Annotated in this window: 24 protein-coding genes and 1 tRNA gene; 7 read left to right on the forward strand and 18 right to left on the reverse strand. The window is 65.9% G+C overall.

Annotated elements, in window-relative coordinates:
- Positions 1-56 precede the first annotated feature (56 nt).
- From ABG80_RS20340 to petA, 6 genes are all read right to left on the reverse strand, one after another.
- A tRNA-Thr gene (locus tag ABG80_RS20340) sits at positions 57-132 on the reverse strand.
- A gap of 36 nt (positions 133-168) precedes the next feature.
- Positions 169-753 carry a ClpXP protease specificity-enhancing factor gene (locus tag ABG80_RS20345; protein ID WP_058089374.1) on the reverse strand — a complete coding sequence of 195 codons (585 nt, stop codon included), beginning with the start codon at positions 751-753 and terminating at the stop codon, positions 169-171.
- 23 nt (positions 754-776) lie between these two features.
- Entirely contained in the window at positions 777-1391 is a 615-nt protein-coding gene (locus ABG80_RS20350; protein WP_058089375.1) for a glutathione S-transferase N-terminal domain-containing protein, read from the reverse strand.
- 138 nt (positions 1392-1529) lie between these two features.
- Positions 1530-2300, reverse strand: coding sequence for a cytochrome c1 (locus tag ABG80_RS20355; RefSeq protein WP_058089376.1), 771 nt, complete (start codon positions 2298-2300; stop codon positions 1530-1532).
- A gap of 20 nt (positions 2301-2320) precedes the next feature.
- Positions 2321-3724, reverse strand: coding sequence for a cytochrome b (locus tag ABG80_RS20360; protein WP_058089377.1), 1404 nt, complete (start codon positions 3722-3724; stop codon positions 2321-2323).
- A gap of 14 nt (positions 3725-3738) precedes the next feature.
- A complete protein-coding gene (gene petA / locus ABG80_RS20365; RefSeq protein ID WP_058089378.1) occupies positions 3739-4338 on the reverse strand; it encodes a ubiquinol-cytochrome c reductase iron-sulfur subunit in 600 nt (199 codons plus the stop codon).
- Between the two features lie 229 nt (positions 4339-4567).
- Here petA and ABG80_RS20370 point away from each other — a divergent pair, with 229 nt between their 5' ends.
- Complete coding sequence (locus ABG80_RS20370) at positions 4568-7096, forward strand: DUF1631 family protein (RefSeq protein ID WP_058089379.1); 2529 nt, start codon at positions 4568-4570, stop codon at positions 7094-7096.
- A 76-nt stretch (positions 7097-7172) separates the two neighbouring features.
- Here the strand turns inward: ABG80_RS20370 and pdxA are convergent, their stop codons facing one another.
- Entirely contained in the window at positions 7173-8183 is a 1011-nt protein-coding gene (pdxA, locus tag ABG80_RS20375) for a 4-hydroxythreonine-4-phosphate dehydrogenase PdxA (protein WP_083506336.1), read from the reverse strand.
- Between the two features lie 195 nt (positions 8184-8378).
- On the opposite strand from pdxA, the gene hisI reads away from it, so the two are divergent.
- The 5 genes from hisI (at position 8379) to tatC (ending at position 10734) form a co-directional block, all read left to right on the forward strand.
- Positions 8379-8768 carry a phosphoribosyl-AMP cyclohydrolase gene (hisI, locus tag ABG80_RS20380; RefSeq protein ID WP_058089380.1) on the forward strand — a complete coding sequence of 130 codons (390 nt, stop codon included), beginning with the start codon at positions 8379-8381 and terminating at the stop codon, positions 8766-8768.
- A complete protein-coding gene (locus tag ABG80_RS20385) occupies positions 8768-9130 on the forward strand; it encodes a phosphoribosyl-ATP diphosphatase (protein ID WP_058089442.1) in 363 nt (120 codons plus the stop codon). The genes hisI and ABG80_RS20385 overlap by 1 nt, the downstream gene beginning before the upstream one ends.
- 100 nt (positions 9131-9230) lie before the next feature.
- Entirely contained in the window at positions 9231-9461 is a 231-nt protein-coding gene (gene tatA / locus ABG80_RS20390) for a Sec-independent protein translocase subunit TatA (RefSeq protein ID WP_058089381.1), read from the forward strand.
- A 10-nt stretch (positions 9462-9471) separates the two neighbouring features.
- Entirely contained in the window at positions 9472-9930 is a 459-nt protein-coding gene (locus tag ABG80_RS20395) for a Sec-independent protein translocase subunit TatA/TatB (protein ID WP_058089382.1), read from the forward strand.
- Between the two features lie 6 nt (positions 9931-9936).
- Positions 9937-10734, forward strand: coding sequence for a twin-arginine translocase subunit TatC (gene tatC / locus ABG80_RS20400; protein ID WP_058089383.1), 798 nt, complete (start codon positions 9937-9939; stop codon positions 10732-10734).
- 125 nt (positions 10735-10859) lie between these two features.
- Here the strand turns inward: tatC and ABG80_RS20405 are convergent, their stop codons facing one another.
- Positions 10860-12047 (reverse strand): S1C family serine protease, encoded by a 1188-nt coding sequence (locus ABG80_RS20405; RefSeq protein ID WP_058089443.1) that lies wholly within the window; start codon positions 12045-12047, stop codon positions 10860-10862.
- A 67-nt stretch (positions 12048-12114) separates the two neighbouring features.
- Between ABG80_RS20405 and ABG80_RS20410 the strand changes: the two genes are divergently transcribed.
- Complete coding sequence (locus ABG80_RS20410; protein WP_235513982.1) at positions 12115-12825, forward strand: Nif3-like dinuclear metal center hexameric protein; 711 nt, start codon at positions 12115-12117, stop codon at positions 12823-12825.
- Positions 12826-12864: 39 nt separating this feature from the next.
- Here the strand turns inward: ABG80_RS20410 and ABG80_RS20415 are convergent, their stop codons facing one another.
- The 10 genes from ABG80_RS20415 to ABG80_RS20460 all read right to left on the reverse strand — a co-directional run bounded on the left by ABG80_RS20415 (position 12865) and on the right by ABG80_RS20460 (position 21453).
- Positions 12865-13449 carry a CBS domain-containing protein gene (locus ABG80_RS20415; RefSeq protein WP_058089384.1) on the reverse strand — a complete coding sequence of 195 codons (585 nt, stop codon included), beginning with the start codon at positions 13447-13449 and terminating at the stop codon, positions 12865-12867.
- A 226-nt stretch (positions 13450-13675) separates the two neighbouring features.
- On the reverse strand, positions 13676-14455 hold the full coding sequence (hisF, locus tag ABG80_RS20420) for an imidazole glycerol phosphate synthase subunit HisF (protein ID WP_058089385.1): 780 nt from the start codon (positions 14453-14455) through the stop codon (positions 13676-13678).
- A complete protein-coding gene (gene hisA / locus ABG80_RS20425) occupies positions 14455-15201 on the reverse strand; it encodes a 1-(5-phosphoribosyl)-5-[(5-phosphoribosylamino)methylideneamino]imidazole-4-carboxamide isomerase (RefSeq protein WP_058089386.1) in 747 nt (248 codons plus the stop codon). The genes hisF and hisA overlap by 1 nt, the downstream gene beginning before the upstream one ends.
- A gap of 99 nt (positions 15202-15300) precedes the next feature.
- Positions 15301-15990: an imidazole glycerol phosphate synthase subunit HisH gene (gene hisH, locus ABG80_RS20430; protein ID WP_058089445.1), complete on the reverse strand. Its 690-nt coding sequence runs from the start codon at positions 15988-15990 to the stop codon at positions 15301-15303.
- A 5-nt stretch (positions 15991-15995) separates the two neighbouring features.
- Entirely contained in the window at positions 15996-16616 is a 621-nt protein-coding gene (gene hisB / locus ABG80_RS20435) for an imidazoleglycerol-phosphate dehydratase HisB (RefSeq protein ID WP_058089387.1), read from the reverse strand.
- Positions 16613-17725: a histidinol-phosphate transaminase gene (hisC, locus tag ABG80_RS20440; RefSeq protein WP_152987770.1), complete on the reverse strand. Its 1113-nt coding sequence runs from the start codon at positions 17723-17725 to the stop codon at positions 16613-16615. Before hisC ends, hisB begins: the two co-directional genes overlap by 4 nt.
- A gap of 20 nt (positions 17726-17745) precedes the next feature.
- The gene (gene hisD, locus ABG80_RS20445) at positions 17746-19059 is read right to left on the reverse strand and encodes a histidinol dehydrogenase (protein ID WP_058089388.1); all 1314 of its coding nucleotides are present in this window, start codon (positions 19057-19059) and stop codon (positions 17746-17748) included.
- A gap of 105 nt (positions 19060-19164) precedes the next feature.
- On the reverse strand, positions 19165-19818 hold the full coding sequence (gene hisG / locus ABG80_RS20450; protein WP_058089389.1) for an ATP phosphoribosyltransferase: 654 nt from the start codon (positions 19816-19818) through the stop codon (positions 19165-19167).
- 2 nt (positions 19819-19820) lie between these two features.
- Positions 19821-21125 (reverse strand): UDP-N-acetylglucosamine 1-carboxyvinyltransferase, encoded by a 1305-nt coding sequence (gene murA / locus ABG80_RS20455; RefSeq protein ID WP_058089390.1) that lies wholly within the window; start codon positions 21123-21125, stop codon positions 19821-19823.
- A 73-nt stretch (positions 21126-21198) separates the two neighbouring features.
- The gene (locus ABG80_RS20460) at positions 21199-21453 is read right to left on the reverse strand and encodes a BolA family protein (RefSeq protein ID WP_058089391.1); all 255 of its coding nucleotides are present in this window, start codon (positions 21451-21453) and stop codon (positions 21199-21201) included.
- Positions 21454-21515: the final 62 nt, after the last annotated feature.

Here is a 21515-nt window from a genome sequence, read left to right on the forward strand (position 1 = left end):
AGCCAGACAAAAGAAAAGGGCCTGCGTGAATGCAGGCCCTTTTGCTTGGGCTTGTTTGGTGCCGGCTGTCGGGTTCGAACTGACGACCTACCGCTTACAAGGCGGTTGCTCTACCAACTGAGCTAAGCCGGCGAAAGTCAATTTGCAGGCGCATTCTAGCGCCACGCTTCACTTGATGCGACGCAGTGTCGGGCGGCCGCCACCACCTGGGCCATCGGGCGTGGGCTCGTTGTCCGCACCTTCTGTGCTTTCGGCGCTTGGGCGCGAGCCCTTGCCGCTGTCAGCCGCCTGAGCCTGGGGGGCCAGGCGCAGGCCCCCTCCCGTGCGCCGAGGCACTTCAGCCATGACCGGTTCCGGCACGCCTGCGTCATCGATGTCCTGGACCGCCGAGGCTGGCGCATCGGTGGCGTCACCGCCCGCTGGCGTGGGCACCGGAAAGGCCATGCCCTGCCCGTTCTCGCGGGCGTAAATGGCAATGACGTGGTCCACCGGGACACTGATGTCACGCGCCACACCACCGAAGCGGGCCTTGAACTCGATGAACTCGTTGCCCAACTGCAGCTGGCTCGTGGCCTCGAAGCTGACGTTGAGCACGATCTCGTTGTTCTTGACGTACTCCAGGGGCACCTGAACCGAGCGATCGACGTACACCGCGAGGTAAGGCGTGAAGCCGTTGTCGGTGCACCAGTCGTGCAGGGCACGGATCAGGTACGGTCGGGTCGAAGTGCCCTGGGAGTCTTGTTCGGTGGACATGCGCAATCAGGCCGGCAGGAAGGTCACTTGCGCATCACCTTTTCCGAGGGCGTGAGGGCCTCGATGTAGGCAGGGCGCGAGAAGATGCGCTCAGCATACTTCAACAGCGGCAGCGCATTCTTGGACAGGTCGATGCCGTAGTAATCGAGGCGCCACAGCAGCGGTGCGATCGCCACGTCGAGCATCGAGAAGTCGTCGCCCAGCATGTACTTGTTCTTCAGGAAGATCGGGGCAAGCTGGGTCAGGCGATCGCGGATCTGCGAGCGCGCGCGCTCGAGCTGCTTGTCGTTGCCCTTCAAGCCGCCACGGCCTTCGAGCAGGTTCACGTGAGCGAACAGCTCCTTCTCGAAGTTCAGCAGGAACAGGCGCACGCGGGCGCGGGCCACCGGGTCACCCGGCATCAGCTGCGGGTGAGGGAAGCGCTCGTCGATGTACTCGTTGATGATGTGCGACTCGTACAGGATGAGGTCACGCTCCACCAGGATGGGCACCTCGTTGTACGGGTTCATCAGCGCGATGTCTTCGGGCTTGGCGAAAACGTCGACGTCACGGATTTCGAAATCCATGCCCTTTTCGAACAAGACAAAACGGCAACGGTGCGAGTAAGGGCAGGTCGTTCCGGAATACAGCACCATCATGGCGGTGAGCTCCTCAAAGTGGGCAAAAGGGGGCGAAAGAAGCTCGCCCGCTGAAAAACAACGAAGCGCAGTGGCTGCCCGAGGGCAGGCCACTGCGCCTGAGGCCCCTGCCGGCTCACGCCTTCAGGGACCGACGCATCACTTCACGTCTTTCCAGAACGCGGCGTTCAAGCGCCATGCGATGAAAGTGAAGATGGCCAGGAAAATCAGCACACCAACGCCGATCTGCTTGCGCTGGTTCTGAACCGGCTCGCCCATCCATTGCAGGTAGGCAACCAGGTCGGCCATGGCGCTGTCGAACTCCTGGGGCGACATTTTGCCCGGGGTGAGCTGCTCGAAACCTTCGAAGATGTGAACCTTCTTGGAGGCATCGTGCGGGTCGGCCGCTTCGACGAACTTGGCCGCGCGCTGGCCCTGCAACTCCCACAGCACGTGCGGCATGCCGACGTTCGGGAAGACCAGGTTGTTCCAGCCCGTTGCCTTGGTGTCGTCGCGGTAGAAGGTGCGCAGGTAGGTGTAGAGGTAATCGGCACCCGAGCCATCGTGGCTGGCGCGCGAGCGAGCCACCAGCGTCAGGTCAGGCGGCACACCACCAAACCAGTCCTTGGCGTCCTTCGGGTTCAGGGACACCTTCATGACGTCACCCACCTTGTCGGTCGGGAACAGGAGGTTGTCCTTGATCTGCTGGTCGGTCAGGCCGATGTCCTTGAGGCGATTGAATCGCATGAAGGCGGCGGCGTGACAGTTCAGGCAGTAGTTGGCGAAGAGCTTGGCGCCGTTTTGCAGTGCGGCCAGGTCGGTGACGCGTTCGGTGGGGAACTTGTCCAGCGCGATGGCAGCGCCACCAGCAGCTTGGGCACCAGTCACCACGGCAAAGGCGGCCAGCAGGGAAGCAAGCAGTTTTTTCATGGTTGTGAGTCCTGCCTTGATCAGTGGGGCTTGAAGGTGACGCGATCGGGCACGGGCTTGAAGGTGCCCAGCTGGCTCCACCAAGGCATCAGCACGAAGAAGCCGAAGTACAGCAAGGTGCCGACCTGGCTGACCTTTTCACCGATGGGCGACGGAGCCTGCACGCCCAGGTAGCCCAGGATGCAGAAGTTCACGACGAAGACGCCGTAGACGATCTTGTGCCAGTCAGGACGGTAGCGGATCGACTTGACAGGGCTGTGGTCAAGCCAGGGCAGGAAGGCCAGGATCACGACGGCGCCGCCCATCACGGCGACACCCCAGAACTTGGCTTCGAACACCTTGAGCAGGGCGATCACCACGGCGGCGATCACCAGGCCGGCAACCTTGGTCTTGCCGTCGCCCTTGCCCTTGACCAGGTTCAGCACGGCGCCCAAGGCGATGAGCCCGACGAACACGTTGACCAGGTCATCGGTGGTGGCGCGCAGCATCGAGTAGAACGGCGTGAAGTACCAGACCGGTGCGATGTGCGCCGGGGTCTTGAACGGGTCGGCCGGGATGAAGTTCGGGCGCTCCAGGAAGTAGCCGCCCAGCTCTGGCGCGAAGAAGATCACGGCCGAGAAGACGAACAGGAAGCCCCCCACGCCCAGCAGGTCGTGCACCGAGTAGTAGGGATGGAACGGCACGCCATCGAGCGGGTTGCCCTTGGCGTCCTTGGGGCCTTGCTTGATCTCGACGCCGTCAGGGTTGTTCGAGCCCACTTCGTGCAGCGCGATGATGTGAGCCACCACCAGACCCAGCAGGACCAGGGGCACGGCGATCACGTGCAGCGCGAAGAAGCGGTTCAGCGTGGCATCGCCCACGACGTAATCGCCGCGGATCAGGATGGCCAGGTCAGGACCGACGAACGGAATGGCCGCGAACAGGTTGATGATCACCTGGGCGCCCCAGTACGACATCTGGCCCCAGGGCAGCAGGTAGCCCATGAAGGCTTCGGCCATCAGGCACAGGAAGATCAGGCAGCCGAACACCCACACCAACTCACGCGGGGTGCGGTAGGAGCCGTAGATCATGCCGCGGTACATGTGCAGGTAGACCACGACGAAGAACGCCGAGGCACCGGTGGAGTGCATGTAGCGGATCAGCCAGCCCCAGGGCACATCGCGCATGATGTACTCGACCGAGGCGAACGCCAGTTCGGCGTCCGGCTTGTAGTTCATGACCAGGAAGATGCCGGTCACGATCTGGATCACCAGCACCAGCAGGGCCAGCGAGCCGAAGAAATACCAGAAGTTGAAGTTCTTGGGGGCGTAGTACTCGCCGACGTGCTCGTTCCAGAGCTTGGTGGCCGGAAACCGGTTGTCCACCCAGGTCAGGAGCTTTTCGCCAGCAGAAGCGTCGGCGGGGGCTTGCTTCATTTCAGCCATCGTGGTGTCTCCGTTCAGGCCTTCTTGTCTTCACCAATCAACAGCTTGGTGTCAGACAGGTACATGTGGGGCGGGATCTCCAGGTTGTCCGGAGCGGGCTTGTTCTTGAAAACGCGGCCGGCCAGGTCAAAGGTCGAGCCGTGGCAAGGGCACAGGAAGCCGCCCGGCCAGTCGTCCGGCAAGGAGGGCTGGGCACCGGCCTGGAACTTGGACGAGGGCGAGCAGCCCAGGTGGGTGCAGATGCCCACGGCCACGAGCACGTCAGGCTTGATCGAGCGAGCGGTGTTGCGGCAGTACTCGGGCGTGAGCTCAGCGGGCTTGCGCTCGGAGTTCGGGTCGGCCAGTTGGCCATCGTGCTTGGCCAATGCGGCCAGCTGTTCCTCGGTGCGCTTGAGGATCCACACGGGCTTGCCGCGCCACTCGACGGTCATCATCTCGCCGGGCTTGAGGGCGCTGATGTCAGCCTCGACGGCGGCACCAGCGGCGCGAGCACGTTCAGAGGGTTGGAAAGTCGAGACAAAGGGGATGGCGGTGGCCACGCCGCCTGCGCCGCCGACGGCGCAGGCCATGGTCACCCAGGTCCGACGGCTTTGATCCACTGGCTGATTGCTCATGGGTATCCTCAGGGACTGGTGGGACGATGACGTAAAAAGGGTCAATTGCGCATTGTAACGGACGCCCGAGCGCCCTCACGGTTCAGGCATGCGTCAGCGCCCCTGGATGCAATCGTGACAGTTTGCAAACAGGCCGAAAGCTTGCCGGGTTTGTGCCGATATCCAGCGTAGGAAGGGGTTTCCATGAGGCCCCTGGAACGCAGACATCGCCAGACAAGGACCGCTCGCCGTGCACGACCCCCGACTCGCATCCGTGCTGCAGGCCGCCGCTGGCCGCATCCAGGCGGCGATCGCGGCTGCCGTGGACAAGGCCGCTGTGCAACTGGCGCCGCTGGCCCTGTCCGCCACCAGCGGCACGGTGCGCATGGAGCTGATGAACGCCGAGCGTGAACTTCGCACGAAATCCGGTCGCATCCTCCAGGGATTTCAGAAGCACCTGCAGACCCAGATCGAGAAATCGACCAACCAGAAAACCACGGCGACCACATCCGGCCTGGGCGAACTGGACTGGGATGCCCTGTCACTCGTGGGGGACGACGAGGTCGAGCGCGGCGTGATGGCCGACCGGCTGGGGCAGACGCTTTTGCCCGATTGCGACGAACACCTCAAGGTCATCTACGCGCAATTCAGCGCCCTCATGGGCGAGGAGCATGTTGCAGAGCGCAACCCACTGAACCCTCAGTCGGTTGCCAAGGCCCTGCTGGGCAGCCTGGCGGATGCCGAGTGCCCGCAGGACACCATCCAGACGCTGACCACGCACGTCGGCCGCCTGCTGGGCGCCGAGTTGAACGCCGCCTACGGCATCGTGGTGCAGGAAATGCGCCAACAAGGGATCGAGCCTCGCGGCATGGTGCTGTCGCGTCCACGCCCCACCGGCGGCAGCGGGCACGCGCCGTTCAGCGCATCCACCTCCGAAGCTGGCGAGTTCGCCAACACCTCCGGCCAAGCCAGCCATGCCACGAGCCATTCACAGGCGGGCGCGTTCCAGGGCATGCCTGGCGGTTCGGCTTTCGCCCAGATCGACGCCCACCAGCGCGCGGCACAGGCCCTGAGCAACATGTTCGGGGTGGCGCTGCCCACCTCACCGATGGGGCTGGAGGGCTCGTTCATGCCTGTGCAAGGCGGCCAGAGCCCGCTCAGCCAGGCAGCTGCCCAAGCCGCCCGCACCGATTTCCAGCAGCTGTTGCGAAAGCTGGCCGCCCAAGCCATGCCCGCCCCCGGGATGGGCGAAGCGCTGGTGGCCCCAGGAGCAGACACCGCACCCATGGGGCTGATCGACTCGGTGGAGGCACACGGCTTCGCCGAGGGTCACTTCGCAGGCCCGCTGATGGCCGCCAACCTGATCCGGGCCCACCGAGATGAGCTGGTGCGGGCCAGTGGTGGCGCCCCCATCGACCAGATCGTGATCGACATCGTCGCGGCGCTGTTCGATCAAGTGCTTTCCGACCCCAAGGTGGCGCCGGAGATGGCTCGCCAGATCGCACGGCTGCAAATGCCTGTGCTGCGGGTGGCGCTGGGCGACATCAGCTTTTTCAGCTCGCGCAAGCACCCGGTCCGCCGCTTCGTCAACCGCATCGCCACCCTCTCGGGCACCATCGACGAGCAAGACGCCAGCGCCTGCCAGGCCTGCCTGGCCCGCGTGACCGCGCTGGTCGATGGCATCGTCGAGGGGGACTTCGACAACCCCGGCCTGTACGAGAGCAAGCTCAGCGAGCTCGAGAGCTTCATCGAACAGACCACGTCGCGCGACGCTGCCGAGCAGGCCGCCGTGGCGGAGCTGCTCAACGGCAAGGAAGCCGATCTGCGGGTGCAGCAGCGCTACATGCAGATCCTCAAGCGCGAGCTGGCTGACGTCGAGATCCCCGAGTTCCTGCGCGACTTCCTCACCCAGATCTGGAGCCAGGTGCAAGTCATGACCGCCGCGCGCCACGGCGCCGACTCGGCCATGGCCCAGCGGATGAAAAAAGCGGGCCACGACCTGGCGCTGAGCGTTCAGCCCAAAGGCCAGCCCCAGTTGCGCAAGAACTTCCTGCTGGGCCTGCCGCAACTCATGCGCGACCTCAACGACGGGCTGGGCATGATCCAGTGGCCAGAGGAAGCCAAGCAAGCATTCTTCGCGCAACTGCTGCCCGCCCACGCCGAATGCCTCAAGGCTGCACCCCACCACGAGCTGACCCAGCGCATGCTGGAGCAGCGCCTGACCAAGGTGGAAAACCTGGCGATCCCCTCGCGCGAGGAAGCTGCCAACGACCCCCTGCCCTCGCCCCTGGCCGACCTGGGCGCCGCCCCGACCCTGACGGTGGTCTCGGCCCTGAGCGTGGAAGAGGTCAAAGCCGCCGGCTTCGTGCCCGAGGCCGCCATCGGTGCCGACGCCCCGCTGGACATCGACCTGGATGCGCCAGCCGACCCCAGCCTGGCAGACATCGACATCAACCTGGACGCGCCGCCGACACCCTCGGCTGGGATGCAGCTGGTGCACCACATCCAGAAGGGCACGGCCTACCAGATGTTGATGCAGGACCAGTGGAAGAAAGTTCGACTGACTTGGGTGTCAGAAGGCCGCACCTTTTTCATCTTCACGCACGGCCACACGCACAAGCAAACGATCTCGCTGACCGCTCGCACGCTGGCCAAGATGTGCGAGACCGGGCGGTTCAAGGCATTCGAGCAGGCCGAGTTGATCGAACGTGCGACCCTGCGCGCTCGCCGCCAGCTCGCCGCATTGGCCTCGGGCGGACGCGAGCGCACCGCAGCCTGACGGCAATCGGCCGCGAATCGCCGCGCACGAGAAAACGGCGAGCCCTGCCGCCCGCCCGCCTGCCAGCCCGATCAGATCAGGCCTGCGCCAGGCGCCCCGCCAGCAGCAAGCGGGCCATGGCCGCGGCCTCGGCAAAGCTGCCCTCGTCGGCACGCCCCGTGCCGGCCAGATCGAACGCGGTGCCGTGATCCGGGCTGGTGCGCACGAATGGCAGGCCCAGCGTCACGTTCACCCCCTCATCGAGTCCCAGGTACTTCACCGGGATCAGGCCCTGGTCGTGGTACATGGCCACCACCACATCGAACTCCCCAGCGTGCGAGGGCGGGTCGTGGCGAGCGCGCATGAAAATGGTGTCAGGCGCCCATGGGCCTGACGCGTCGATGCCTTCGGCCTGCGCCGCGCGGATGGCCGGTGCGATGACCTCGACCTCCTCGCTGCCGAACAAGCCGCCCTCGCCCGCGTGGGGGTTGAGCCCCGCCACCGCGATGCGCGGCCTGGGCTGCCCCCACAAAGCCGCGCTGCGGTGGGTGATGCGCAAGGTCTCCAGCACGCTGTCGAAGGTCACTTGCTCGATGGCCTGGCGCAAAGACACGTGGATGGTCACCAGCACCGTGCGAAGCTGGCGATTGGCCAGCATCATGCGCACCGGCGCCGGCGGCTGGCCCGGCGGCGCACCTTCGGCCTGGAGCAACTCGGTGTGACCGGGGTAAGGCTCGCCTGCCAAGGCCAGGGCTTCTTTGTGCAGAGGTGCGGTGACGATGGCGCCGACCTCGCCCCGTTGCGCCAGGCGCACCGCAGCGCGGATGCAGGCCGCTGCGGCCTGCCCGGCTCGCCAGTCAACCCGGCCCAGCGGCGCCTCGAGCAGATCGGAAGGCAGACCGGGTGGCGCCCACACACCCATTTGCTCCGGCGGCAATCTGGACACATCACGCCAATCACCCAAGGCGACCACCTCGGGCGCCTGGCTCGCAGGCAGCCAGGCCACAGCACGGCGCATGACCTGGGGGCAGCCGATCACCAGGGCGCGGTCACCCCGCCCCCACCATTTGGCGATGATTTCCGGGCCGATGCCGCAGGCGTCGCCCATGGTCAGGGCCAACCAATCGCCCACGGCTGGAACAGTCGGGCAGGACGCGTGGGGCGCCTTGGCGCTCGCCGATGCCGGCATGTGGGAAAACATGTTGGAAACGCCTCCGGGGGCACGGACATTGCTACATCCCGATTGTCGGTCGGATCGGACCGATGCGCGGGGCCCGAGCCGCCCGGTTGCTACACTGCAGACATGACTTGGTTGGACGATGTGAAGTGGGACGAAAACGGGCTGGTGCCCGTCATCGCCCAAGAAGACAGCACGGGTGACGTGCTGATGTTTGCCTGGATGAACCGGGAGGCGCTGGCGCGAACCGCCGAAACGGGCGAAGCCGTCTATTGGAGCCGCTCGCGCAAACGCCTGTGGCACAAGGGCGAAGAGTCCGGTCACACCCAAAAAGTGCACGCCATCCGCATGGACTGCGACAACGACGTGGTGCTGTTGCGCGTGACGCAAAAGGGACACGAACCCGGCATCGCCTGCCACACGGGCCGTCACAGTTGTTTCTTCCAGAAGTACGACAATGGCGCGTGGGTGACGGTTGAGCCCGTCCTCAAAGACCCGAAATCCATCTATTCATGATGAGTGCGCACAATCAACTGGACGTGCTGGCCCGCGTTGCCGAGGTCATCGAATCCCGAAAGGGCGGCGACCCCGACAAGAGCTACGTGGCCCGCCTTTTCCACAAGGGCACCGACACCATCCTCAAGAAGGTGGGCGAAGAGGCCACCGAGGCGGTGATCGCCGTCAAGGACCTGGCCGCGCAGGACAGCCCTGAACACCGCAAGGCGGTGGTGGGCGAGTTCGCCGACCTGTGGTTCCATTCGCTGGTGGCGCTGTCGCACATGGGCTTGGGCCCCGAGGACGTGGTGGCCGAGCTGGCCAAGCGCGAAGGCCTGTCGGGCCTGGAGGAGTTTGCGCGTCGCAGCGTCCCTCGTTCTTGAATTCCCGGGGGGCGCCCCCACATCGACCCATGTCGATGCCGGTGCCCCCGACATCTTTCTTTCAATCAACGCGGGCAGTCAGCCCGCTCGGAGTGTGATCATGGGTTCGTTCAGCATTTGGCACTGGGTGATCGTGCTGCTCATCGTGGTGATGGTCTTTGGCACCAAGAAGCTCAAGAACATCGGCGGCGACCTGGGCTCGGCCGTCAAGGGCTTCAAGGACGGCATGAAAGACGGTGGCACCACCCCCGAGGCCCCGGCCCAGCAGGTGACCAACGCTGCCCGCCAGGACAGCAACACCGTCGACGTCGACGCCAAGACCAAGTCCTGATCTCCAGGGCATGATTGATTTCGGCATCGACAAGCTGGCCCTGATCGGGGCCGTGGCGCTCATCGTGATCGGCCCGGAGCGACTGCCCCGGGTTGCGCGCACGGTGGGCGTGCTCATCGGCAAGGCTCAGCGCTACGTCTCGCAGGTCCAGGGCGAGGTCAACCGGTCGATGGAGCTCGATGAGCTCAAGAAGATGAAGGACAACTTGCAGACCGCCGCCCAAGACATCGGGCAGACGGTGCAAGGCAGCCTGGACGAAGCCGGCCAGGCCCTGTCGGACAGCACGACGGCCGACTACCCCAGCTTCTACAACGACCTGCCGGCCACCCCCTACATCCCGCCGCGCAAGAACTGGCGCCTCAAGCGTGGGGCCACGCCGCTTTGGTACAAGCAGCGCAACGGCGTGCGTCGCCATGTGCAGTCGGGTGCCGCGCGCGTCGCCCGCTTCCGCCCGAACCGCCAACCCTGATACCCCGTGAGCACCCCTCCCCCCAGCCCGGACGGCACGGACGGCACCGAACAGCCTTTCGTCGCCCACCTCATTGAGTTGCGCGATCGCCTGATCCGCGCCGTCATCGCCATCGCCATCGCCTTCGTGGCATTGGCCATCTACCCATCGCCCTCCGGCCTGTACGACTGGCTGGCCATGCCACTGATCCAGCACCTGCCGGCTGGCGCGACCATGATCGCCACCAACCCGATCTCACCATTCATGGTGCCGATCAAGGTCACGATGCTGGCCGCGTTCATGCTGGCGCTGCCGGTGGTGCTCTACCAGGTCTGGGCCTTCGTGGCGCCCGGTCTGTACACGCACGAAAAGAAGCTGGTCCTGCCCCTGATCATCTCCAGCACGCTGCTGTTCTTCCTGGGTGTGGCCTTTTCGTACTTCTTCGTGTTCGGCAAGGTCTTCACCTTCATCCAGCAGTTCGCGCCCAAAAGCATCACCGCTGCCCCCGACATCGAGGCCTACCTGAGCTTTGTGCTCAACATGTTCATCGCCTTCGGGGCGGCCTTCGAGGTGCCGGTGGTGCTGGTCATCCTGGTGCGCATGGGCATGGTGTCGGTCGAGAAGCTGCGGGACTTCCGCAGCTACTTCATCGTCATCGCCTTCGTGATCGCTGCGGTGGTCACGCCGCCCGACGTCGTGTCGCAACTGGCGCTGGCGATCCCGATGTGCCTGCTCTACGAGGTGGGCATCGTGGCCGCGGGCTTGTTCGTCAAGCACACGCAGGCACCAGACAGCGACGCCTCAAACGAAGGGCCGGCCACCTGAACGGGCCCGGCACCTGCCCTGCCCCTGCTGAGGCGCCCCGAAGTGCCCCAGGGCTGGCGGACAGCCGAAGGCTGAGCACTCGCAACAGCGCCGCGCCAACAACAAGGGCCCCGTGGGGCCCTTTGTCATTCCTCGTCGGCGGAGTCCGCCGGGTCTTCTTCCGGCTGCTCACGGCTGGCCACTTGCGGCCTGCGCGCCGTGACGATGGAGATGGTCAACGCCTGATCGCCGCGCTGCACCTTCACCTGCGCCGGCGCACCCGGTTTGAGCGCCGCAACGGCGTTGAGCAACTGCGCCGTGTTGCCCACCTTGGCGCCGCCCACCTCGGTGACGACATCGCCTGGCTTGAGCCCACCTTGCGCCGCCGGGCCGTCGCGCAGCACGCCGGTGATGAGCACACCCTCGCGGGTCTGGAGGTTGAAGGTCTCGGCGATCTCGGGCGTGAGGTCACGCGGCTCGACACCGATCCAGCCCCGCGTGACACGGCCTTCGCGGATCAGGCTGTCCATCACCTGCCTGGCGGTGGAAACGGGGATGGCAAAACCGATGCCCATGTTGCCGCCCGAGCGGGAGTAGATGGCCGTGTTGATGCCGATCAGGTGGCCATTGGCGTCGACCAGCGCTCCGCCCGAGTTGCCCGGGTTGATGGCCGCGTCGGTCTGGATGAAGTTCTCGAAGGTGTTGATGCCCAACTGGTTGCGCCCCAGAGCGCTGACGATGCCGCTGGTCACGGTCTGGCCGACACCAAAGGGGTTGCCGATGGCCAGCACCGCGTCGCCCACCTGCAGGGCCTCGGAATTGCCCAGGGTGATGGCGGGCAAGCGCTCCAGGTCGATTTTGAGCACGGCCAGGTCGGTTTCGGGGTCGGTGCCAATGACCTTGGCGCGCGCACGGCGGCCATCGGAGAGCATCACCTCGATCTCGTTCATGCGATCGACCACATGGTTGTTGGTCAGCACGTACCCTTCAGGCGAGACGATGACGCCCGAGCCGATGCCCGACTGCGGCTGCTCGTTGGGCTCGCCAAAGAAGTAGCGGAACCAGGGGTCACGTCCCCGAGCGTTGCGCTGCTGCGTGTTGGCCGTGATCACGCTGACCACCGTGGGGGCGGCCTGACGCGCGGCATCACTGAAGCCCAGCACAGGCTGGCTGGCCCGGCCAGCAGGCAATGGCGCCGTGCTGAGGGTGGCATCGGGTAGGGTTTGCCGCCAAGGCATCTCCTGGATCCATTGCGGCTTGAACGTGGCCACGACGAACAGAATGGCCACCGCGACCGTCACGGCCTGAGAAAATAAGAGCCAAGTTTTGCGCATGAACATCCACAAGCCAGAAAGGCCTGCCGTGATCGAAAGGGATACGCTGTTGTCACACCTCCACCAAATGCTGGAGGCAGACCGGTTCAAGGATTATGGGCCGAACGGCCTGCAGGTGGAGGGCAAGGCGCGCATTCACAAGGTGGTCACGGGCGTGACGACCAGCCTGGCGATGATCGAAGCCGCTGTGGCCGAAGGCGCCGACGCCCTGCTGGTGCACCACGGCCTGTTCTGGCGCGGCCAGGATGGCCGCGTCACCGGCTGGATGCGCCAGCGCCTGGCCACGCTGCTGAAGCACGACATCAACCTCATCGCTTACCACCTGCCACTCGACGCCCACGCCTCGCTGGGCAACAACGCGCAGTGGGGGCAGCGCCTGGGCTGGGTGGCCGACGCCCGCTTTGGCGACCAGAACCTGGGCTTCATGGGCTCGGCCCCTGCAGACCTGGGCTTCGATGCATTGGTGCAACAACTGCGACAGGTCATGGGGCGAGAGGTGACCGGGGTGCCGGGAGATGGGCGCCCCATCCAGCGCGTCGCCTGGTGCAGCGGTGGCGCGCAGGGGTACTTCGAGCAGGCGATCGCCGCCGGCGCAGACGTGTTCCTGACCGGTGAAATCTCGGAGCCCCAGGCCCACTACGCCAAAGAAACCGGTGTGGCCTTCATCGCCTGCGGCCACCACGCCAGCGAGCGCTGGGGCGTGCAGGCCGTGGGAGAGCACCTCGCCCAACGCATGGGCGTGGCGCACACCTTCATCGACCTGCCGAACCCGGCCTGAGCGGCCAACTCTCACCAGGCGCCTGCAACGCCCGCGGCCTCAGTGCGCCAGCACCATCTCCAGCTCGGCGAAGTTGCGCGAGTGCAGATCGGGCTCGATGGTGGTGTTGAGCGCCTGCTCCAACCTGTTGGCAGAGAACAGGCCACGCAGCACGGTCGCGCCATCCTTCTTCTGTGTGACCAGCAGGTAGCGCAGGTTGTGTTCACGCAGGGTCGCCACGATGTCGCCCACATGGGCCACGCGCACATGGGCGATGTCCACGGTGTCCCATTGGGTGATGGGCACCATGATGTCGGCCACCGTCAGCTCGTGATGAGGCACGTGGTGGGCCGAAGCTCGCTGAACAGGGCGCTCGCCTTGCAGCACCTCGGCCGTGACCATGCCGACGAGCTCGCCGTCGGCGCCAGCCACGAAGACCATGCGAACACCGGCACGACGCATCACGTGCAGGGTTTGATCCAAGCCATCGCGGTGGCTCGCGATGACGCAGGGGCTGTGGTGCAGGTCGGTGAAGAGGCTGAGCGCCGGGTCGTGCGGCTGAGCCGAGCGCTGCACCTTGGGCAGGCTGGGAGCCAATGCGAGGGCCTGGACGGACAAAGGCTTGTAGCCGTGACGTTGGGGCATGACACGCTCCTTTCGATGTCGGTCCCCGCCCTGGCGGCCCGACCGGCTTGCGCGTCGGCACGGGCACAGAGGCGGGACACGTCCCAACGTCAGGTTACGCCTGTCGCAAGGCCTTGCATCGAGGGAAAAGCATGCCCCTGCCGGCAAGGGTGTGATCAAAGGCGCACCAAGCGCCTGCACTTCACCCTTGGCTGGGGGTTGTTGCAGCTGGCAAGTCTGCGCCGCATCAGGTGCGCACGGGGATGCCGCGCGCGGCCATCACGGCCTTGGCTTCGGCGACGGTGTATTCGCCGTAGTGGAAGATGCTCGCGGCCAACACCGCATCGGCACCACCCTGCTGCACGCCGTCGGCCAGGTGGTCGAGGTTGCCCACGCCGCCCGAGGCAATGACAGGCACGCCCACGGCGTCGCTCACCGCGCGCGTGAGTTCGAGGTCAAAACCCGATTTGGTGCCATCGCGGTCCATGCTGGTCAGCAGGATTTCGCCGGCACCGAACTCGGCCATCTGCCTGGCCCACGCCACCGCGTCGAGGCCGACGTTCTTGCGGCCACCGTGGCTGTAGACATCCCAGCCTGGCCCCTTGGCGGCCAGGTCATCGCCCTGGCGCTTCTTGGCGTCGATGGCCACCACGATGCACTGCGAGCCGTATTTGTCGGAGGCGTCGCGGATGACCTGCGGGTTGGCGATCGCGGCCGAGTTGAAGCTGACCTTGTCGGCGCCCGCGTTGAGCAAGCGGCGAACGTCGTCGACCGTGCGCACGCCCCCACCCACCGTCAGCGGGATGAAGACCTGCGAGGCCACGGCCTCGATGATGTGCAGGATCACATCTCGCCCATCGCTGGTGGCGGTGATGTCGAGGAAGGTGAGCTCGTCGGCGCCTTGTTCGTTGTAGCGCGCGGCGATCTCAACCGGGTCACCGGCGTCGCGCAGTTCAACGAAATTGACACCCTTGACGACCCGCCCGCCCGTGACGTCCAGGCAGGGGATGATGCGTTTGGCCAGCATCAGGCGCCGCCGTTGAGTTCGTCGGCGCGCTTTTGCGCAGCGGCAAAGTCCAGGTCACCGCTGTAGATGGCGCGACCGCAGATCACGCCTTCGACGCCCTCGCCTTCGACGGCGCAGAGCTCTTCGATGTTCTGGATGTTGGACAGGCCGCCCGAAGCGATGACCGGGATGGTCAGGGCCTGGGCCAGCTTCACCGTGGCGTCGATGTTGATGCCGGTGAGCATGCCGTCGCGGCCGATGTCGGTGTAGATCACGCCTTCAACGCCGTAGTCCTCGAACTTCTTGGCCAGGTCGATGACTTCATGGCCGGAGAGCTTGCTCCAGCCGTCGGTGGCGACCTTGCCGTCCTTGGCGTCCAGACCGACGATGATGTGGCCACCGAAGGCGGTGCAGGCGTCACGCAGGAAGCCGGGGTTCTTGACCGCAGCGGTGCCGATGATGACGTAGCTCAGGCCATCGTCGAGGTAGCGCTCGATGGTGTCGAGGTCGCGGATGCCGCCACCCAGCTGAACGGGGATCTCGGAGCCGACTTCCTTGATGATCGCCTTGATGGCGGCCTCGTTGATGGGCTTGCCGGCGAACGCACCGTTGAGGTCGACCAGGTGCAGGCGGCGCGCGCCGGCATCGAGCCAGCGGCGGGCCATGGCCGCCGGGTCCTCACCGAAGGTGGTGGAGTCGTTCATGTCGCCTTGCTTGAGGCGAACACACTTGCCGTCTTTCAGGTCGATCGCAGGAATCAGCAGCATGGCTGGGACGCGTGTGGGTCAGTCGTCGAAGAAGCCTGGCGGGGCCAGGCGGGAAGGATGCGTGCGGCGCCGGACGCCCTCGCAGGCACCCGGCCCTGCTCAGGGCCGCCAGAGCAGGAAATTGCGGTACAGGGCCAGGCCGTGCTCGGCGCTCTTTTCCGGGTGGAACTGTGTGGCGAAAATGTTATCCCGTGCCACGACACTGGTAAAGCGGACACCGTACTCGGTTTCGCCCGCACTGTGTTGGGCATCGTCCACACGCGCATGGTAGCTGTGAACGAAGTAGAACCAGCTTTCGTCGGGGATGCCCGCCCAGCACGGATGGGGCTCACCGCCCCAGGCGCCCGCGTGGCGGGCCTGGCTGACGCGGTTCCAGCCCATCTGGGGCACCTTGTAGCGGCTGCCGTCGGGCTGGATCTGGCCTTCGAGGCGGAATTTCACAACTCGGCCCGGGATCAGGCCCAGGCCAGGGGTGTCCTGCTCTTCGGAGTGGTTCAGGAGCATCTGCATGCCCACGCACACGCCCATCAAGGGCTTGTTGGCGGCGGCGTCCAGCACCGCGCCGAACAGGTCGCCACCATGGGCTTCGCGCAGCTCGCGCATGCAGTCGCGCATGGCGCCTTGGCCGGGCAGCACGACTCGCTCGGCGGCATTGACCACCTTGGGGTCGTTGGTGACGACCACCTGCAGGTTCAGGTCCTTGGCAGCGTGCTCCACCGCCTGCGACACGGAACGCAGGTTGCCCATGCCGTAGTCAATCACGGCAACGGTCGCGGCAACGGTCGACACAGCGCTCACAGCGAACCCTTGGTCGATGGGATGACGCCAGCCATGCGGGGGTCGAGCTCCAGCGCGGCACGCAGGGCACGCGCGAAGGCCTTGAACACCGTCTCGCACTGGTGGTGGGCGTTGACGCCGCGCAAGTTGTCGATGTGCAGGGTGACGCCAGCGTGGTTGACGAAGCCCTGGAAGAACTCGAAGGTCAGCTGGGTGTCGAAGCCGCCAATGCTGCCGGACGTGAAAGGCACGTGCATGGTCAGGCCCGGACGGCCGGAGAAATCGACCACCACGCGCGAGAGGGCCTCGTCCAGCGGCACGTAGGCGTGGCCGTAGCGGCGCAGGCCTTTTTTGTCGCCCACGGCCTTGGCCACGGCCTGGCCCAGGGTGATGCCCACGTCTTCGACCGTATGGTGGCCGTCGATGTGCAGGTCGCCCACGGCGTGGATGTCGAGGTCGATCAGCCCGTGGCGGGCGATCTGGTCGAGCATGTGGTCGAAGAAGCCGATGCCGGTGTGCAGCTTGGCCGTGCCGTTGCCGTCGAGGTTGACGCGCACGGTGATCTGGGTTTCGGCGGTGTTGCGGGTGACTTCGGCCGTGCGCGGAGCACAGGCATTGCCGGCGGTGGGGGCGTTCATGCTTGGGGGTTTCGCAGGGGTTCGCGCAGGACCTCGGTGAGGGCTGCGATCAGCACGTCGTTCTCCGCTGGCGAGCCAACGGTCAGACGGACGCAGTTTGCCAGCAATTGGTGCAGGCCGGAAACGTTCTTGATCAGGATGCCCTGCGCCTTGAGGGCGGCAAAGGCGCCAGCGGCATCGTTGACGCGCACCAGGATCATGTTGGCTTCGCTTGGGAAGGCCTTGGCACCCGGCATGGCGGCCAGGGCGTCCATCAAGCGCTCGCGCTCGGATTTGATGAGCCCTGCCTGGCGGGAAAACTCGTCGGCATGCTCCAGGGCGAACAGGGCCGCCTCGGTGTTGAGCACGCTGATGTTGTAGGGCGGACGCACCTTCTCGACCTGCTCGATGAGGTCGGCGCGGCCCATCATGTAGCCCAGGCGCACGCCGGCCAGGCCGAACTTGGAAAGCGTGCGCATCAGCAGCACGTTGGGGTGAGCCTTCAAGCGAGCGATGAAACTCTGGCTGGCGAAGGGCTGGTAGGCCTCGTCGATGATCACCAGACCAGGGCGACCGCCCTCGGCGTTGGCCGACACGGCCTGGACGATCTGCTCGATGACGGCGCTGTCCCAGAGGTTAGCGGTCGGGTTGTTCGGGTAGGCGATGTAGGTCAGCGCCGGCTTGTGCTCGCGGATGGCGGCCAGCATGGCGGGGCCATCGAGCTCAAAATCGGCGGTCAGCGGAACGCCAACGAACTTCATGCCCGTCTGCTTGGCGAAAGCCTCGTACATGACGAAGCCGGGCACCGGCGCCAGGGCCACGGCGCCAGGCCTGGCGCAGGCCACGGACAGCAGCGAGATCAGCTCATCGGAGCCGTTGCCCAGCACCAGGCCCATGTCGGCAGGCACATCGGCGTGGGAACGCAAGGCCGCATGCAAATCGTTGATGCGGGTGCCCGGGTAGCGGTTGAGCGCCACCTTGCCCAGCCGCTCGCCCAGCTTGGCCTGCAGCTCGGGCGGGAGGGTGAAGGGGTTCTCCATCGCATCGAGCTTGATGAAGCCGGCCGCATCCTGCACGTGGTAGGCGTGCATGGCCAGCACATCGGGGCGGAAGACGTCGAGCAGGCTCATGGCTGTGCGTGTGGGGGAGATCACTTTTTCAGTCGGAACTCAGCGGCCATGGCGTGGGCCTGCAGGCCTTCGCCGTGAGCCAGCACGGAGGCGATTTTGCCCAGCACCTGAGCTCCCGCTTCGCTGACCTCGATCAGGCTGGAGCGCTTCTGGAAGTCGTAGACGCCCAGCGGCGACGAGAAGCGCGCCGTGCCCGAGGTGGGCAGCACGTGGTTGGGACCGGCGCAGTAGTCGCCCAGGCTTTCGCTGGTGTAGGCGCCCAGGAAGATGGCACCGGCGTGCTTGAGCAGCGGCTCCCACTTGTGGGGCTCGTTGCTCGACACCTCCAGGTGCTCGGGCGCGATGCGGTTGCTGATCTCGCAGGCCTCTTCCATGCTCCGCGTCAGGATCAACGCGCCCCGCCCTTGCAGTGAGGTGCGGATGATGTCGGCGCGCGGCATGGTCGGCAACAGGCGGTCGATCTCGGCCTGCACTTTGGCGATGTAGCCCGCGTCGGGGCAGAGCAGGATGCTTTGCGCCAGCTCGTCGTGCTCGGCCTGGCTGAACAGGTCCATCGCGACCCAGTCGGGCGGCGTGGAGCCATCGGCCAGCACAAGGATCTCGCTGGGGCCGGCGATCATGTCGATGCCGACGGTGCCGAAGACGTGCTTTTTGGCGCTGGCCACGTAGGCGTTGCCCGGGCCGGTGACCTTGTCCACCTTGGGCACGGTGGCGGTGCCATGGGCCAGTGCGGCCACGGCCTGGGCGCCACCGATGGTGAAGGCACGGGTGACGCCAGCAACGTAGGCGGCGGCCAGCACGAGCGGGTTCTTCTCGCCCTTGGGCGTGGGCACCACCATGATGATCTCGCCCACCCCGGCCACGTGGGCAGGGATGGCGTTCATCAGCACGGACGACGGGTAGGCCGCCTTGCCGCCAGGCACGTAGATGCCGACGCGGTCCAGAGGGGTGACTTTCTGGCCCAGCAAGGTGCCGTCTTCGTCGCGGTACTGCCAGCTCAGGCCGCAGGCCTCTTTCTGGCGCTCGTGGTAGCTGCGCACGCGCCGGGCGGCGTTCTCCAGGGCCTCGCGCTGCACGGCCGGCAGGCTGTCGAAGGCGGCCTTGAGCTCGACCTGGGTGAGCTCCAGTTCGGCCATGCCTTGTGCCGGCAGGTGATCGAAGCGAGCGGTGTACTCGAGCACGGCGGCATCGCCCCGGGTGCGCACATCGGCCAGGATGTCGGCCACGCGCTGCTCGATGGCCGTGTCGGTTTCAGCCGACCAGTGCAGCACCTTCTGGAAGGCGGCATCGAAGTCGGGCTGGCTGGTGGCGAGGTGGCGGATCTGAACTATCATGGCCTGAGGATCTCAGAAATCGCTTTGAGCGGGTCGTCCGGGTGATGGCTTGTCTCGATGGTGTCGATAGCGCGCCGCTGTGGCCAGCACGCCCGACCTGATTGCTCAGGCGGGGATGGCCGAGTCGAAGGCGTCGATCAGGCTGCGCAGCGCCTCGCGCTTGAGCTTGAGCGAGGCCTGGTTGACCACCAGGCGCGAGCTGATCTGCATGATCTCTTCGACCTCGACCAGCTTGTTGGCCTTGAGCGTGTTGCCGGTGGAGACCAGGTCGACGATGGCGTCGGCCAGGCCGGTCAGCGGCGCCAGCTCCATCGAGCCGTACAGCTTGATGAGGTCGACGTGCACGCCCTTGTTGGCGAAGTGCTCGCGCGCGATGCTGGTGTACTTGGTGGCCACGCGGATGCGGGCGCCTTGCTTGACGGCGGCTTCGTAGTCGAAGTCGGCTCGCACGGCCACGCTCATGCGGCACTTGGCGATGTTGAGGTCCAGCGGCTGGTACAGGCCGTCGCTGCCGTCCAGGCTGCCGGCGTGCTCGATGAGGATGTCCTTGCCAGCCACGCCGATGTCGGCGCCGCCATGCTGCACGTAGGTGGGCACGTCGGTGGCGCGCACCAGCACCACGCGCACGTCGTCGCGGTTGGTCGGCAGGATCAGCTTGCGGGACTTTTCAGGGTCTTCGAGCACCTGGATGCCGGCGGCAGCCAGCAGCGGCAGGGTCTCTTCGAAGATGCGGCCTTTGGACAGAGCGAGGGTGATCATGCTCAAGCGCTTTCCTTGACGCGTTCGATGTCGGCTCCGATGCCTCGGAGCTTTTCTTCCATGCGGTCGTAGCCACGGTCGAGGTGGTAGATGCGATCGACCAGGGTCTCGCCCTCGGCCACGAGGCCGGCGATGACCAGGCTGGCCGAGGCGCGCAGGTCGGTGGCCATGACGATGGCGCCCGACAGGCGCGGCACGCCCGTGACGATGGCGCTGTGACCGTCGACCTCGACCTTCGCGCCCAGGCGGATCAGCTCGTTGACGTGCATGAATCGGTTCTCGAAGATGGTCTCGTGGATGGCCGCGGTGCCTTCGGCGATGCAGTCAAGCGCCATGAACTGGGCCTGCATGTCGGTCGGGAAGCCAGGGTGCTCCTTGGTGCGGAAGCCCACGGCTTTGGGGCGGCCGTTGCCGACCACGCGCATCCAGCCTTCGCCGATGTCGATCTGCACACCGGCCTCACGCAGCTTCTCGATGACGGCTTCGAGCTGGTCGGCGTCGGTGCGGCGCAGCGTGACGTCGCCACCGGCGGCGCCCACGGCGCACAGGAAGGTGCCGGTCTCGATTCGGTCGGGGATGATGTGGTGGGCGTTGTCAGCCGTGAGGCCGTGCAGGCGCTCGACACCCTGGATGCGCACGCGGTGGGTGCCGGCGCCTTCGATTTTGGCGCCCATGGCGGTCAGCAGGTTGGCCAGGTCGACGATCTCGGGCTCTTGCGCGGCGTTCTCCAGCACCGTCTCGCCTTCGGCCAGGGTGGCGGCCATCATCAGGTTCTCGGTGCCGGTCACGGTGACCATGTCGGTGGTGATGCGCGCGCCCTTGAGGCGACCAGGCTGACCGTTGGCGCCCAGCGGCGTGCGGGCCTCGATGTAGCCGTGCTCGACGGTGATCTCGGCGCCCATGGCCTGCAGGCCCTTGATGTGCTGGTCGACCGGGCGCGAACCGATGGCGCAACCGCCGGGCAGCGACACGCGCGCGCGGCCGAATCGCGCCAGCAGCGGGCCCAGCACCAGGATGGAGGCGCGCATGGTCTTGACCAGTTCGTACGGCGCCTCGGGGGTGTGCACGTCGGCGGCGTTCAGCGTGATGCGGGTGGCATCGAGCTCGTCGACCACGTGGCTGACGCCCATGTTGCCCAGCAGCTTGAGCGTGGTGCCGACGTCTTTGAGGCGCGGCACGTTGTGCAGGGTCACGGGCTCGGCGGCCAGCAGGGTGGCGCAGAGGTCAGGCAGGGCTGCGTTCTTGGCACCAGAGATGGTGACCTCGCCTTGCAGGCGGCGACCGCCGCGGATCAGGAGTTTGTCCATGAAACACAATGGGCGCACGGCCACCCGACCGCGGGTGACGATGCGCCATGCAAAAAATTCGTCGAGGAAAGGATCAGGCCTGCTGACCTTGTTGCGACCACTCGGCCGGCGTCAAGGTCTTCATCGACAGGGCGTGGATCTCAGCGCGCATTCTATCGCCCAGGGCTTGGTAAACCCGCTGGTGCCGGGCGACCCGATTCTTGCCCTCGAACTCGGCCGAGACGATGGTGGCGAAGAAGTGCTGGCCATCGCCCTCGACGCTGAGGTGGGCGCAGGGCAGGCCGGCGGCGATGTACTGCTGAACTTGGTCAGGCGTGGGATTGGCCATGGCGGACTCGGTAAAAGGTGCGGGAATCGGGTTGCAGTGGGTGCGCCGAGAGGCTGATCGGG

This window comes from Aquabacterium parvum (assembly GCF_001447195.1).
GTDB lineage: Bacteria > Pseudomonadota > Gammaproteobacteria > Burkholderiales > Burkholderiaceae_C > Aquabacterium > Aquabacterium parvum.